The sequence below is a fragment of the Nocardioides pocheonensis genome (genome assembly GCF_003725535.1).
Classification (GTDB): Bacteria; Actinomycetota; Actinomycetes; order Propionibacteriales; family Nocardioidaceae; genus Marmoricola; species Marmoricola pocheonensis.
Window position 1 is genome coordinate 557 of sequence record NZ_RJSF01000009.1, and the last position, 13641, is coordinate 14197.

13 protein-coding genes are annotated in these 13641 nt (G+C 71.8%); 4 read left to right on the plus strand and 9 right to left on the minus strand.

The genetic code is table 11. From position 1 onward, the window contains the following. The 4 genes from EFL26_RS04885 to argF form a co-directional block, all read left to right on the plus strand. A partial coding sequence (locus EFL26_RS04885) for an HNH endonuclease signature motif containing protein (protein WP_183408030.1) occupies window positions 1–1234 on the plus strand: 1234 nt, incomplete at its 5' end. 191 nt (window positions 1235–1425) lie between these two features. Continuing rightward, the gene (locus tag EFL26_RS04890) at window positions 1426–2913 is read left to right on the plus strand and encodes an amino acid permease (RefSeq protein WP_123221785.1); all 1488 of its coding nucleotides are present in this window, start codon (window positions 1426–1428) and stop codon (window positions 2911–2913) included. Between the two features lie 46 nt (window positions 2914–2959). Continuing rightward, complete coding sequence (locus EFL26_RS04895; RefSeq protein ID WP_123221786.1) at window positions 2960–4201, plus strand: arginine deiminase; 1242 nt, start codon at window positions 2960–2962, stop codon at window positions 4199–4201. Window positions 4202–4245: 44 nt separating this feature from the next. Next, window positions 4246–5247, plus strand: a complete 1002-nt coding sequence (argF, locus tag EFL26_RS04900) for an ornithine carbamoyltransferase (protein WP_221176851.1) — start codon at window positions 4246–4248, stop codon at window positions 5245–5247. A 25-nt stretch (window positions 5248–5272) separates the two neighbouring features. Here the strand turns inward: argF and EFL26_RS04905 are convergent, their stop codons facing one another. The 9 genes from EFL26_RS04905 to EFL26_RS04945 all read right to left on the minus strand — a co-directional run bounded on the left by EFL26_RS04905 (window position 5273) and on the right by EFL26_RS04945 (window position 13262). Then, window positions 5273–5656, minus strand: a complete 384-nt coding sequence (locus EFL26_RS04905) for a VOC family protein (RefSeq protein ID WP_123221788.1) — start codon at window positions 5654–5656, stop codon at window positions 5273–5275. Window positions 5657–5765: 109 nt separating this feature from the next. Continuing rightward, window positions 5766–6182 (minus strand): globin domain-containing protein, encoded by a 417-nt coding sequence (locus EFL26_RS04910; protein WP_123221789.1) that lies wholly within the window; start codon window positions 6180–6182, stop codon window positions 5766–5768. A 104-nt stretch (window positions 6183–6286) separates the two neighbouring features. Beyond that, on the minus strand, window positions 6287–7297 hold the full coding sequence (locus tag EFL26_RS04915) for a zinc-dependent alcohol dehydrogenase (protein ID WP_123221911.1): 1011 nt from the start codon (window positions 7295–7297) through the stop codon (window positions 6287–6289). Between the two features lie 117 nt (window positions 7298–7414). Next, a complete protein-coding gene (locus EFL26_RS04920) occupies window positions 7415–7870 on the minus strand; it encodes a hypothetical protein (RefSeq protein WP_123221790.1) in 456 nt (151 codons plus the stop codon). A 94-nt stretch (window positions 7871–7964) separates the two neighbouring features. Beyond that, the gene (locus tag EFL26_RS04925) at window positions 7965–10793 is read right to left on the minus strand and encodes a nuclease-related domain-containing protein (RefSeq protein ID WP_123221791.1); all 2829 of its coding nucleotides are present in this window, start codon (window positions 10791–10793) and stop codon (window positions 7965–7967) included. Window positions 10794–10909: 116 nt separating this feature from the next. After that, window positions 10910–11158, minus strand: a complete 249-nt coding sequence (locus tag EFL26_RS04930) for a hypothetical protein (RefSeq protein WP_123221792.1) — start codon at window positions 11156–11158, stop codon at window positions 10910–10912. 66 nt (window positions 11159–11224) lie between these two features. Beyond that, window positions 11225–11662: a hypothetical protein gene (locus EFL26_RS04935; RefSeq protein ID WP_123221793.1), complete on the minus strand. Its 438-nt coding sequence runs from the start codon at window positions 11660–11662 to the stop codon at window positions 11225–11227. A 93-nt stretch (window positions 11663–11755) separates the two neighbouring features. Then, complete coding sequence (locus tag EFL26_RS04940; protein WP_123221794.1) at window positions 11756–12406, minus strand: SDR family oxidoreductase; 651 nt, start codon at window positions 12404–12406, stop codon at window positions 11756–11758. Window positions 12407–12452: 46 nt separating this feature from the next. Continuing rightward, window positions 12453–13262 carry a class II glutamine amidotransferase gene (locus EFL26_RS04945; protein ID WP_183408031.1) on the minus strand — a complete coding sequence of 270 codons (810 nt, stop codon included), beginning with the start codon at window positions 13260–13262 and terminating at the stop codon, window positions 12453–12455. Window positions 13263–13641 lie beyond the last annotated feature (379 nt).

Here is a 13641-nt window from a genome sequence, read left to right on the forward strand (position 1 = left end):
GCACGTGGTCTCGGACCTCGACGAGGCTTCGACCCTGGTCACCGGGACCGGGCGGGACACCGGGATCCCGATCGCTGGCGAAGGTGCACCCCTGGTCAGCGAGTTCGCGGGCTGGGAGCTCGCCGCCGCCTTAGGACTGTCGATTGAGTCCGGTCGGAACCTGGTCGCCCAGGCCCTCGAGCTGGCCCACCGACTCCCGAAGACCTGGGCACGGGTCCAGGCCGGAAACCTCGCGCCATGGCGGGCCAAGCGGATCGCCGATGCCACCCTCCACCTCAACCCCGAAGCCGCAGCCTTCGTCGACACCCACGTCGCTCCGTTCGCGCACAAGACCGGACCCACCCAGACCCAACGGCTGGTCAACCAAGCGATCGCGATGTTCATGCCCGAGCTCGCTGCCGAGCGACGCGACCGGTCCGCCGAGCAGCGGTACTTCACCATCGACCACGACCAGGTCTCCTTCGCCGGCACCTCCAGGGTCCACGGCGAGCTCAACCTCGCCGACGCGATCGACCTCGACGACGCCGTCCGCCGCGGAGCCGAACAGTTGGCCGCGCTGGGCAACACCGAGTCGCTCGACGTGCGCCGGTCACTCGCGGTCGGGATGCTCGCGCGTGGACAGCAGGCGCTGGAGTTCGAGAGTCCGAACCCGGTGGTTTCGGCAGGCTCAACCACCCAAGGCACGGGCTCGACCACCTCGCGCCGCCGGGAGGTCGTGCTCTACGTGCACCTGTCCGAGGACGCCCTCCGCTCCGGTGACCGCAACGCACCCGCCTGGGTGGAGAACGCCGGCGGACACCTGGTCACCGCCGGGCAGGTCGCCGACTGGTGCGGGGCAGGCTCGACCACCAAGGTGACGGTCAGACCCGTGCTCGACCTCGCCGCAACCCTCCACTCGACCGGCTACCAGCCCAGCCTCACCCTGACCGAGCAGATCGAGCTCAGGGACCGCACCTGCGTGTTCCCGTGGTGCCAACGTGCCGCCCGAGGCTGCGACAAGGACCACCTCGTCCCCTGGGAGTCCGGCGGACCGACGTCGAGCGACAACCTCGCCGCCTTGTGCAGACGACATCATCGGTTGAAGACCCACGGCGGCTGGACCTACACGGTGGTCGAGCCCGGCACCTATCTCTGGCACAGCCCCCACGGACACACCTGGCTCCGAGACCGCACCGGCACCACCGACCTGCGCCCGCCGACCGTGCCCAGCCCGGGCGACCCACCCGACCAGTAGCCACCCCGTCCCGCACCCGGCGCACGCGCCGGGCCAGCGGCGTGCCCGGACGCGAGAACGCCTCCGAAGGGGGGACAGGAACGCGCTCGTCGTGCAAGGACTTTCGGCTGCGCCGGGAGGCCCTTGTCCTGTTCCTGACGGCTCCGCGGCGGTGGTTGCGTGGAGGTGGAGAACCATCGAAGGAGGGCGTCATGTCGCAGCTCATTCATCCACGCGCGGGGCATCGCACATTGAGGCGGGGTGGCCACCGTGCCGTCGGCAGCATTCCCGTGCAGACGGGCGCCGCGACGACGACCGGCCCTGAGGCGCCGAGCGCCGGGCCGCATCTCCTCGGACTCCCCCAGTCGACCGCGCTGGTCATGGGCAGCATCATCGGCGTCGGCATCTTCAGCCTGCCGTACGCGATCGCGTCGTACGGACCGATCAGCCTCGTCGCCCTCGGCGCCGCCACCGTCGGCGCCGTCGCACTCGCGTTCATGTTCTCGGTCCTGTCGCGCCGCGTGCCGGCGAGTGGCGGTCCCTACGCCTACGCCCGCGCCGCGTTCGGCAACGCCTTCGGCTTCAGCCAGGCCTGGCTGTACTGGATCACCGCGTGGGCCGGCAACGCCGCCATCGCGGTCGGCTGGGTGTTCTACGTCGAGCAGTTCGTGAACAAGGGTGGCGCGAAGGCAGGCAGCATCGCGATCGCCCTGACCGGTCTGTGGATCCCGGCGCTGGTCAACCTGAGCGGCGTCCGCAACGCCGGATGGTTCCAGCTGTGGACGACCGTCCTGAAGTTCATCCCGCTGGCGCTGATGGCCACCGTCGGTCTGCTCTTCATCAAGTCCGGCAACTTCACGCCGTGGAACACGAGCGGCAGCTCGAGCATGTCGGCGATCGGCGACGCGATGGCGATCTGCCTGTTCGCCTACCTCGGTGTCGAGACCGCGGCGGTCGCGGCCGGCAAGGTCCGGAACGCGGAGAAGAACGTCGGCCGGGCCACCATCTACGGCACGCTCGGCAGCGCCGTGGTCTACCTGCTGTCGCTGGTCGCGGTGTTCGGCATCCTGCCGGCCAGTGCGCTGGCGCTCGACAAGAACCAGGCGTCGTACTCCGCCGCCGCCAACGAGATCGCCGGCGGCACCTGGCTCGGGTACGTGGTCGCCGCGGCCGTCGTCGTCTCCGGCATCGGCGCCCTGAACGGCTGGACGCTGATCGTCGCCGAGATGCCGCTGGCCGCCGCCAAGGACGGGCTGTTCCCGAAGACCTTCGGGAAGCTCTCCAGCCGGCACGTGCCCGCGTTCGGCATCGTGGTCTCGACCGTTCTGGCCTCGATCGCGATGGTGATCAGCTACCTCGGCACCGACGGAGCCACCGTGTTCACGACACTGGTCCTGATGACCGGCATCACCGCGGCCATCCCGTACGCCGCGTCGGCGCTCGCCCAGCTGAAGTGGCGGATCGTCGACCACCGGAAGGGCAGCACGCCGCACTTCGCGCTGGACATGTTCGTCGCGATCGTGGCGCTGGTGATGTCGGTGGCGTTCGTCTGGTACTCGCGGAACACCGGCCAGGAGCACTGGTACGTGACCTGGGGACCGTTCCTGATGGCCGGCGGCGCCGCCCTCCTGGGCGTTCCGGTCTACACCTCCATGCGCAAGCAGATGACGAAGCCCGAGCCGGTCGGCGAGTACCGCTGACGGCATCGAGCAACGGACAGGTACGGACTGAGGTCAGGGGACGACGATGACCTTCCATGTGGATTCCGAGGTCGGCCGGCTCGTGCAGGCGATCGTGCATCGCCCCGGCGTCGAGCTGAGCCGGCTGACCCCGGGCAACGTCGACGAGCTGCTGTTCGACGACGTGCTCTGGGCGGCGCGGGCGAGGGAGGAGCACGACGCCTTCGTCGCCCAGCTGGAGTACGCCGGCGTACGGGTGCACCACTTCGGTGACCTCCTCGCCGAGTCCCTGGATCAACCGGGCGCGCGGGAGTTCCTGCAGGACCGGCTGACCACGGCCACCCGCTTCGGCACCGCCCTCGACGGACCGCTCGACGAGCTGCTCGGGGCCACCCCGGCCCCCCAGCTCGCCGAGATGCTGATCGGCGGGGTGCTGAAGTCCGACGTCGCCGACCGGATCACCGCGCCGAGCCTGCTCATGGCCCACCTGCGAGCCGACGACTTCCTGCTCGCCCCGCTGCCCAACCACCTGTTCCAGCGCGACAACGTCGCCTGGGTCTACGACGGGGTCTCGATCAACCCGATGGCGAAGCCGGCTCGCAAGCGGGAGACGATCAACAGCCGGCTGGTCTACAACTTCCACCCGATGTTCGCCGGCAAGGTCGACTTCCTCTACGGCAACGACTCACTGGCCCACGAGCCCTCGACCGTCGAGGGCGGCGACGTCACGGTGATCGGCAACGGCGCCGTGCTGATCGGCATGGGTGAGCGCACCACTCCCCAGGGCGTCGAGACGCTCGCCCGGGCGCTGTTCACCACCCGCAAGGCACACACCGTGATCGCCGTCGAGCTGCCCCGCGAGCGGGCCTTCATGCACCTCGACACCGCGATGACGATGGTCGACCGCGACGCGTTCAGCGTCTACCCGTACCTGCCCGACGACCTGCGTTCCTTCACGCTGGCCGCCACCGGCGAGGACGGCGACTTCACGCTCGAGGAGAACGCCGACCTCTTCGCGCGCGTGGCGGAGCTGCTCGGACTGGACAAGGTGCGCGTGCTGCGCACCCCCATCGACAAGATGGGCGCCCAGCGCGAGCAGTGGGACGACGGCAACAACTTCCTGGCCGTCTCGCCGGGCGTCGTGCTCGGCTACGAGCGCAACACGACCACCAACCGGTACCTGTCCGACGAGGGCGTGGAGATCATCCCGGTCGTCGGCTCCGAGCTCGGGCGCGGGCGCGGCGGCCCCCGATGCATGACCTGCCCGATCGAACGGGCACCTGTCGACGACCACGAGGGGGTTTCGTGATGTCACACCAGCTCACCCGCGACAGCCTGGCCCGCGCGGAGCGGATCGCCCACGACCTCGTGGGTCGCAGCTTCCTCAAGGAGCAGGACTTCACCGTGCTCGAGTGGAGCTACCTGCTCGACCTGGCCCAGCGGCTCAAGCTCGAGCACGTGATCGGCATGAAGCGTGCCCGGCTGACCGGCGCGAACCTCGCGCTGATCTTCGAGAAGGCCTCCACCCGCACCCGGTGCGCGTTCGAGGTCGCGGCGCACCACCAGGGCGCACACGTCACCTACCTCGATCCCGAGGGCTCCCACCTCGGCCACAAGGAGTCGATCCGCGACACCGCCCGGGTGCTGTCCCGCATGTACGACGGCATCGAGTACCGCGGCTTCTCGCACGCCGACGTGGAGCTGCTCGCCCGCCACGCCCACGTGCCGGTGTGGAACGGGCTCACCGACGCGTGGCACCCCACCCAGTCCCTGTGCGACATGTTCACCATGCGCGAGGCGACCGGGAAGGCCGACCACGACATCGCGTTCGCCTACGTGGGCGACGCGCGCAACAACGTGGCCAACTCGCTCCTGGTCGCCGGCGCGATGCTGGGCATGGACGTGCGGATGGTCGCGCCGCCGAGGCTGTGGAACCCGCGCGCGGTCGTCGCCGCCGCCCGGGACATCGCGGCCGACACCGGCGCGCAGATCACCCACACCGCCGACGTCGCAGCGGGTGTCGCCGGCGTCGACATCGTCTACACGGACGTCTGGGTGTCGATGGGCGAGCCCGCGTCGACCTGGGCGGAGCGCATCGCGCTGCTCGCGCCGTACCAGGTCAACCTCGAGCTGCTCGCCCGCACGGGCAACCCCGACGTGAAGTTCATGCACTGCCTGCCGGCCCTGCACAACCGCGAGTGCAGCCTCGGTGAGCAGCTGTACGCCGAGCACGGCCGGTCCGCCCTCGAGGTCACCGAGGACGTCTTCGAGTCCGAGCACTCGATCGTGTTCGACCAGGCCGAGAACCGGATGCACACGATCGAGGCCGTCCTGGTCGCGACCCTGGGCTGCTGAACGGGCTGCTGAACGGGCTGCTGAGCTAGACCGTCTGGTGCAGGCAGAGCACGTTGCCGTCCGGGTCGAGCATCCAGGCTGCCCGGTCGTGACCCATGTTGGCGATGTGGTTCTCGGTCTTCAGGCCCGGGAGGTCGTAGTCCTCGAACGCGACGCCACGGCCCTCGAGCTCCTCGATCTCGACCGACAGGTCGGAGACCTCGAAGCTCATCGCGGTGCTGCTGTGCGGCTTCTCGTCCGGGCGCGGGAGCAGGACCAGCTCGGCGTCGCCGGAGAGCCGGAACATCAGCTCGCCCATCTCGTTCTTGCCCTTGAACGGGAGGCCGAGCTGGTCGGTGTAGAACTTCTGTGCGCGGTCGGGGTCGCTGATCGGGAGCATCACAGCGACGCTGGTCTCGGTGAGGGACATGGGGCGCACCTCCTTCGTCCCGCCCAGCCTGCGCCCGCCGGTGTGCGCGGCGCCATGGATCGTTGTGACCATTCGGTGACGACGGGCAGCGCCGCGACGGCGACCGGCCTCAGCTGGCCAGCTCGGCGTCCGAGGGGTAGCCGAGGAGCATCAGCCCCGAGACGGCGTCCAGCGCCTCGACCCAGGCGTCGGTCATCTGCGCGGTCCAGGCGTCACCTCCGAGCTCGGCCATCGCGGCCACCATGCACTCGGTGACGGCGTCGTACATCGGCGCCACGACGCCCCACGACGCGTGCCGGGCACCCAGGGAGCCGAGGGTCTCGGTGAGCCAGATGGGGTCGTCGAGGTGGTCCACGACCGCGACGATCGCGCTGCGCAGCATCTTGGCCTGCCGGCCCATGTCCTCGGAGAACATCGGGCGCACGGCCGGGTAGCGGTCGAAGAGGATCGCGTACAAGCGGGTGGTCAGGCCGTCGTCGGGAGTGTCCACGAGGGCCAGGCTGGTTTCGAGGAGTGCGGCGTCCATGGCCCGACGCTGCCGCAGGAGTGTTACCCGCGGCAGCGCCGAATGTCGCAGCCGTGTGAACTCGCGTTCACACCTTCCGAGGCAGCGACCGCTCGGGGCCCGGGTCAGGCGAGGTCGAAGACGAGCCGAGCCGGCACCGCTCTGTGCAGGACCTCCTCGAAGCACGCGTTGACGTCCTCGAGCTTGCGGGTCTGGGCCACCACGCGGGTACGGCCGGCGGCGTGCAGCCGGAAGACGTCCTCAAGGTCGTTGCGGGTGCCGACCAGCGAGCCGATCACGCTGATGCCCTTGAGCACGGTCTCGAAGACCGGGAGCTCGAGGCGGTTGTCGGCCGGCAGCCCGACGATCACGAGCCGGCCGTTCGGGTTGAGCGCGGCGTGGGCGGCCTGCATGGCTGCCGGCGAGGGGACCGTGACCAGCGCGAGGTCGAGCCCGCCGAGCGCCTCGAGCTGGGCTGCCTGGTCCGTGCGCGCGTCGACGACGTGGTCGGCACCGAGGTCCTTGGCCAGCTGGAGCTTCTCGTCCTCGACGTCGATGGCGATCGTGGTGGCGCCGAAGATCTGCGCGTACTGGAGCCCGAGGTGGCCGAGCCCGCCGATCCCGACGACGGCGGCGTTCTCGCCGGGCTGCGGGCGCCCGACCTTGATCGCCTTGTACGTCGTGACGCCGGCGCAGGTCAGCGGCGCGGCGTCGATCGAGGTGATCCCCTCGGGGACCTTCACGACGTGCGAGGCGTACCCGATCGCGTACTCGGCGTACGAGCCGTCGATGGTGTAGCCCATGTACTGCGGCGTCGTGCAGTAGGTCTCCCAGCCGGCGACGCAGTACCTGCAGTGCCCGCAGGCCAGGCCGAGCCACGGCAGCGCGACCCGGTCGCCGACGGCCACCAGCTCGACTCCCTCGCCGACGGTCTCGACGCGACCGACGCCCTCGTGACCGGGGATGAGCAGGTCCTTGGGCTTCACCGGCCAGTCGCCGCGGGCGGCGTGGATGTCGGTGTGGCAGAGGCCGCTGGCCTCGATCTTCACCAGGACCTGGCCGGGGCCGGGCGTCGGCACAGGCACCTCCCGGATCTCCAGCGGTGCTCCCAGTGCGGGGACGACGGCAGCCTTCATCATGTGCTCCTCGTGGATGGTGGGTTCACCTCCATCCGACCGTGTGCACGACGCACAGGACAGGACAGGAGGTCCCGTGCCCGGGAGCCGAACGACCCCTACCGACCGGTCGCCGACTCAGGCGGTGCGGTTGCGGCCGGCCTCGTCGGGCGGCACCACGGCCAGCTCGACGTCGTTGGCGCGGTGCACCGGCCAGACCCGGCCACCGACGCGGTGGGCAGCGGCGGTGAGGTAGCGGGCCCAGGCCCGGTCACCGACGTGCCAGGGCTCGCGACCGGGGCGGGTGATCAGCATCGCCACCGAGCCACCGCCGCCGGGCCCGTCCAGGATCTCGCGGCAGATCGTGACCAGGTCCTCGACCGGGAGCTCCCACGGACCGTCGGCGAGGTTGTCGATGCTCAGCAGCGGGCCGGCCACGCGACCCTCGCGGGTCAGGAACAGCAGCCAGAGTCTCCGGTCGGCGAAGCCCAGATCGCCCATGAGCGTGCGCCAGGTGCGCTCCAGGTCGGCCTGGGTCGACACCGCAGGCATGTCGGACGGAGGCAGCAGCGGCGGCATGTCGTCGTACGTCATGTGCGCGATCGTGGCCCTGTGGCGCCTGCCCCCGCCGGCGCCGTCCACAAGCCCGTCACCGACGGCTGGACGGTCACAGGGCCACGATCGCGGATCAGGGGGTCACCTGCCAGGTGACAGGGTCGCCGCCGGCCTGGCTGAGACCGAGCTTGACCGAGGTGATGGTGCGGCCGTCGGGCACGGCGAAGACGGCGTACCCCTGGATCTCCTGGCCCGGCGCGACCACGGTCTTCGCGGGCAGCAGGGGGTAGGTCTTGACCGCCGTCACGGACGTCGCAACCGGGTGGGCCACGCCGAGCTGGTCGATGATGCTCGCCTTCGTGGCGACCGGCGCCCTCCAGGGCGAAAGGCCCGTGTTGTGCAGGCGGAAGGGCACCGCGACCAGGTGCTGGCCCTTGCCGGCACCGGCGCCGTTCGCGGCCCGCGCCGGGACCGGCGTGCCGGCGAGCACCTCGACGGCCGGGTGGGTCGGGTCCGCGTCGAGCTTCACCATGGTCCCCACCGTCGTCGGGCGGTCGTGCGCGACGAGCTGCTGGGCCCAGGTGACGACACCGGGCACGTGGGGGGCACCGACCGCCACGCCGGCGATCAGCAGCGCACCCAGCGCGACGTTCGCGATGGCGCGGCCCGGCATGCCGTGGCCGTGCGACTCCGAGCCCCCTGCACTGCGGGCGGCGCGACGCGCCTTGCTCCAGCGGTTCCGCCGGGAGGTCGACGTCGGCCGCTCGTCTCCGGTGGGCGAGGCTGCGAACGGAGCGGCCGCGGCTTGGGCAGGCACGCGCTCCGGCACCGGCACCACGGGGGCCGCCTCGGCGGTCTCCGGCTCGTCGAGGACCTCGGGCTCCCAGCCGTCGTCGAGGGCCGGCTCCCAGGTGTCCAGGTCGACCTCGTCGGTGGCGACAGCGACGGCCTGTCGTACGTCGACGCGCACCGGCTCGACCGGTGCCGGCTCGTGGGCGAACCCGCCGGCGTCGGGCAGCAGCACCTCGCCGCGCCGGACGTCGGGCTGGTGACGCTGGATCAGCTCGCGCTGCTCGGCCTCGACCGCGTCACGCGCGGCGGCTTCACGCGCCTCGCGCTCACGGGCCTCCCGTGCCGACCGCAGCCGTACCTCCCAGGCGGCGCGGGCCTCGGCCTCCTCGGCCTCCCGGGCCTCGCGCTCTGCTTGTTCGCGGGCTTCCTGCTCACGGGCCTCGGCCTCGATGCGCTCGCGCTCGAGCCGCTCGGCCTCCTCGCGCTCGGCCTGCTCACGGGCCACGGTCTCGAGCCGCTCCCGCTCGAGCCGCTCGGCCTCCTCACGCTCGGCTTGTTCACGGGCCGCCTGCTCACGAGCCTCTCGCTCGAGCCGCTCGGCCTCCTCACGCTCGGCTTGTTCACGAGCCGCCTGCTCGCGTGCCTCACGCTCGGCCTGCTCACGCGCCTCGGCCTCCAGCCGCTCCCGCTCGAGCCGCTCGGCCTCCTCGCGCTCGGCCTGCTCACGCGCCTCGGCCTCCAGCCGCTCCCGCTCGAGCCGCTCGGCCTCCTCACGCTCAGCCTGCTCCCGGGCTTCTTGCTCCCGGGCTTCCTGCTCCCGGGTCTCGGCCTCGAGTGCCTCGCGCTGGGCCTGCTCCAGGGCTTCGCGGGCCGCTCGGGCGCGGGCGTCGTGAGCCTCGCGCTCTGCGCTCAGGTGGAGCTCCATGTCGGCGTCGTGCGGCTCGGAGGAGGTCACCAGGTCGTCCGTTGCGGACTCCGACGGCGCTCCTTCGGATGCTGCTCGTGCCTCGGCCTCGAGCTGCCGGGCCTCGGCCTCCGCGAGCGCGGCCTCGACGTCCGTCGGGTCGTCCACGAGGACCACCGCGTCGACCGGGGCGGCCTCCGTCTCTGCGTCGGCGACCGCGTCGGGAGCCACGGCCGGCGCCTCGCCGTCGGGGTCGGGGGACTCGGTCAGCGTCCGCCAGAGAGCCGCACCCGCCTCCGCCACCGCGTTGTGGGGCAGGCGCGCCACCGAGGCGCTCTCGTCGGGGCCGACGACCGAGGTGTCCGCCGCGGCCGGCGAGCTGTCCGCTGCCGCGATCGTCTCGACCGGCGCAGGGTCGACCACGTGCGGAGTCTTCCGGGAACGCCGCAGGGCTCGGGCGAAGCCGTGCCGTTCGTGCACGGGGCTCGGCTGGGACACCGGCTGCGGCACGGCCTGGGACACCGGCTGGGACACCGGCTGGGCTGCGGCCGACTGCGCGGTCGCGTCGGCCTCACTCGCCGGCGTCTCGGTCTGGGCAGCGAGCTCGGCAGCGCGTGCGCGCGCCAGCTCCTCGACGCTCGGGCCCGAGGCGGGTCGTCGGGCCGGCGGTGTGGGCGCCTTGGCCCGCACCGGCTCGTCGGGCACCACGCCCGGACGGCAGGCGGCCGAGATCCGGCCGGAGGCACGGGCGACCGCGGCGGGGTCGAGGATCTGGGGCTGGCTGGTGAGCAGGTCCAGGATGTTCTCGCTGGCACAGAGGGCCACGTCGCCCGCGACGCCGGCCACGGCCTCGAGCCGCTCGAAGCAGAGCAGCGGCGCCACCGGGGTGCCGCCCAGGAGCGTGCGCACGGCGTCGGCGGCAGCGGCCGTCTCGACCAGGATGTCGCTGTGGTCCTGCTTGCCCACGGTGAGCACGTCGCCCTCGGCCTTGATCGGCCCCGGCCAGGTCACGGTGTTGACGACGTACACGCCCGAGGGTCCGACGAGGAGGTGGTCGACGGCCACGTCGGGGGCTCCGACCGCGGGAGCCCCGGGAACGTCGACCTCGTGCAGCACCAGCCAGCCCAGGACGCGCAGCAGGTCGAGGCCCGCAGCCGTCGCCTGTTGACCCTCGCCGCGCCGCTGCGATCCCCTCGACCCCTTGCCGGCGGGTCCCGAGACGTCGCGCGTGCGCGCCAGTCGAGGCTGTGCCGACAGCTCAGCCATGTGCCCTCCCCGCGCTCAACTCAATTGTGATATTAGGTGACAAAACGGACATAGGTCGATAGTCACGACGGGCTATACCCGAAATCGGCCGATCGGCCGATGAGTTGAGCGGACGTTCAGGCGTCCGTGTCCGGCGCGGCGAGCACGGCCCACCGGCTCCGCCAGGACATCAGGGAGCCCACCGAGAGCCCGGAGAGCACGGAGCCCGCGCTGGCGAAGGACCCGATCGCGAAGGCGGAGGCGAACGAGCCGACCGAGCCGACCGACAGGATCGACCCGGCACTCCCGATCGAGAGGATCGAACCCTTCGAACCGATCGACAGGATCGAGTCCTCCGACCGCCACGACAGCAGGCTGCTACCCATCGGTGCAGTCTGCCCGAACGCGGGCGCCGGCGGCTCGCCGGCGCCCGCGTCCAGGTACGCCGGGCTTCAGCGCCGGTGCTGGCCGGTGGACGTGTCGACAGATCCGTCCGTCTCGACGTCGCTGTCGCCGACCTCGGCGTCCCGATCGACGTCGGGGTCGAGGTCGTCGGCCTCCTGCAGCACCTGGTCGCGTCGCTGCACGTGCTCGTGCAGCGTGGACTTCTGCTCCCGCGCGTCCACCTCGAGCCGCTTGGCCTCCGCGAGCTTGCGGTCGGCCTCGGCGCGCATCTGACGTGCCTGCGCCTCGGCGGCATCGGCCTCGGCCTGGTGACGGCGGATCCCCTCCTGCGTGGCGGCGGCCTGATGACGCAGCTCGCCGGCGCGCTCTCGCTTCTGCTCGTCCTTCTTGGCGGAGGCGCGGCGCGACAACGCCACCACCGCGGCGATCACCACCAGGGCCACGACGATCGCCACGATCACCCAGATCACTGTCGAGCTGCTCATGCTTCCCCTCCTCGGTTGCGCGCTTCCGCGCTACCCGGCTGGGTACCCCTCGCACTCGAACCCAATCGCCGGCGGCCGGCGCCGCGAGCGCGACTACAGCGCGTCTGCCACGGGGATCGTGCCGTTGTTGAAGTCGATCGTGCGCCCGACGGTGTCCGGGTGCTCGAGCACGTACGCCGCCACGGCGGCCACGTCGTCACGGCTCACCGACGACGGGCTCACCGACGACGGGCTCACCTCCGCCACCTCGATCCGGCCGGTCCCCGGCTGGTCGGTGAGCCGGCTCGGCCCGAGGACGGTCCACGCCAGGCCGCTCTCCCGCAGGCACGAGTCGGCCGCCGCCTTGGCCTCGGCGTACGGGAAGAACGAGCTGTCCGGCGGCACCCCGTGCTCGGGCCGGCGGTAGAAGTAGGACACCATCACGTACCGCCCGACCCCGGCGGCCTCGGCCGCGGCCACCGACCTGATCGCCGCATCGCGATCGACGGCGTACGTGCGGGCCGGGTCTCCCCCACCGGCGCCCGCGGACCACACCACGGCGTCCTGGCCGGAGAGCAGGGCCGCCATCTCGTCCACGTCGAGCTGCTCCACGTCGGCGACCTGGGCACGCGCACCGGTGCTCTCGACGTCGGCGACGTGCCCCGGATTGCGCACCCAGGACGTGACCTCGTGCCCGCTGCCCGCGAGCAGGCTCGCCAGCCGGAGCGCCACCTTGCCGTGCCCACCGATGATCGTCGTCCGCATCCGGCCAGACTAGGAGGCGCGCAAGGCCGCCGCCGCCGGCGGCGCCTCAGGCCGGCCTGCGCAGTGCCGTGACCCGGCGCGTGGCCAGGTCGACCACCGCCGCGGTGTCGGCCGGCACGGGCGTCCAGCCCTCCTCGTCCAAGCCGCTGGAGATCACGTGCACGGCGTCGGGGAGTGTCCGGAAGTCCATCGCGAAGTAGGCCTCGGCGGAGTGTCCGCTCGGGATCTCCTCGGGACGGTCGAACAGCTCCAGCAGGGCGCGCTGAGGGGCGGCGGCGGAGCTGTTGATGTGCACCGCGAACATCTGGTCGGGCGTCAGCATCAGGGCGTTCAGGCTGGCGGTGGGGAACTCCCGCACCAGCACGTCGAGCGCCCGGACGAGGCCGGCGTCGAGGTCGCCCTCCTCCTCGGCGCACTGGAGCACGAAGCGGAAGTAGCGCTCGCTGTCGGTGTCCCCCTCGAGCCGCTCCCGCGATGCGGCCGTGAGCAGGCCCTCGAGGCGCGGGATCGGGGCGATGTGACCGTTGTGGGCGAAGGCCACGCCCCCGGCCGGTCCGTCGTCCGTGAAGGGATGGGTGTTGGTGGTGGCGATCTCCAGGCCCGACGAGGCCCAGCGCAGGTGCACCAGCCCCGCCCGGCCGAGCCGCTTCCGCGCGAGCCCCTCGTACGCCGGGTCGGCGCTCGCCGAGCCGGGCACGGTGACGGACCGGACCGACCGGTCCTCGGCCTGCCAGGCCATGCCCCAGCCGTCGCCGTGGACCGCCGTCAGAGCGGTGAACCGCGCGAACCCGTCCTCGCCGAGCACGTCGACCACGGACACGGGCTGGTCGGCGACGTAGCCGAGCAGTCGGCACACGGGCGCTCTCCTCGGGTGCGGGGGCGATGCCTCGACGATCGCGCACCCCGCTCGGGACCCACAACCCCGCTCGCCCGGGAAACGACGCGGGAAACGGAGCGGGCAAACGGAACGGCCGGCCGCCGCAACGTGTTGCGACGGGCCGGCCGTTGATCCGAGGTGGTCATGCACCCTGCCCGCTCCGCGGGCGTAGCGAGGAGCGTCAGCGGCGCACGAGGATCGCGGAGTGCTTCAGGATCGCCGAGTGCTTGAGGATCGCGGAGTGCTTGAGGATCGCGGAGTGCTTGAGGATCGCCTGGTGCTTGAGGATCGCGGAGTCACCGAGGATCGCCTGCTGCTTCAGGATCGCCGAGTGGTTGAGGATCGCCGAGTGGTTCAG

Coding starts and splice junctions, on each gene's coding strand:
- EFL26_RS04890 (WP_123221785.1), top strand. CDS start 1,426: ATGTCGCAGCTCATTCATCCACGCGCGGGGCATCGCACATTGAGGCGG.
- EFL26_RS04895 (WP_123221786.1), top strand. CDS start 2,960: ATGACCTTCCATGTGGATTCCGAGGTCGGCCGGCTCGTGCAGGCGATC.
- EFL26_RS04905 (WP_123221788.1), bottom strand. CDS start 5,656: ATGTCCCTCACCGAGACCAGCGTCGCTGTGATGCTCCCGATCAGCGAC.
- EFL26_RS04910 (WP_123221789.1), bottom strand. CDS start 6,182: ATGGACGCCGCACTCCTCGAAACCAGCCTGGCCCTCGTGGACACTCCC.
- EFL26_RS04915 (WP_123221911.1), bottom strand. CDS start 7,297: ATGAAGGCTGCCGTCGTCCCCGCACTGGGAGCACCGCTGGAGATCCGG.
- EFL26_RS04920 (WP_123221790.1), bottom strand. CDS start 7,870: ATGACGTACGACGACATGCCGCCGCTGCTGCCTCCGTCCGACATGCCT.
- EFL26_RS04925 (WP_123221791.1), bottom strand. CDS start 10,793: ATGGCTGAGCTGTCGGCACAGCCTCGACTGGCGCGCACGCGCGACGTC.
- EFL26_RS04930 (WP_123221792.1), bottom strand. CDS start 11,158: ATGGGTAGCAGCCTGCTGTCGTGGCGGTCGGAGGACTCGATCCTGTCG.
- EFL26_RS04935 (WP_123221793.1), bottom strand. CDS start 11,662: ATGAGCAGCTCGACAGTGATCTGGGTGATCGTGGCGATCGTCGTGGCC.
- EFL26_RS04940 (WP_123221794.1), bottom strand. CDS start 12,406: ATGCGGACGACGATCATCGGTGGGCACGGCAAGGTGGCGCTCCGGCTG.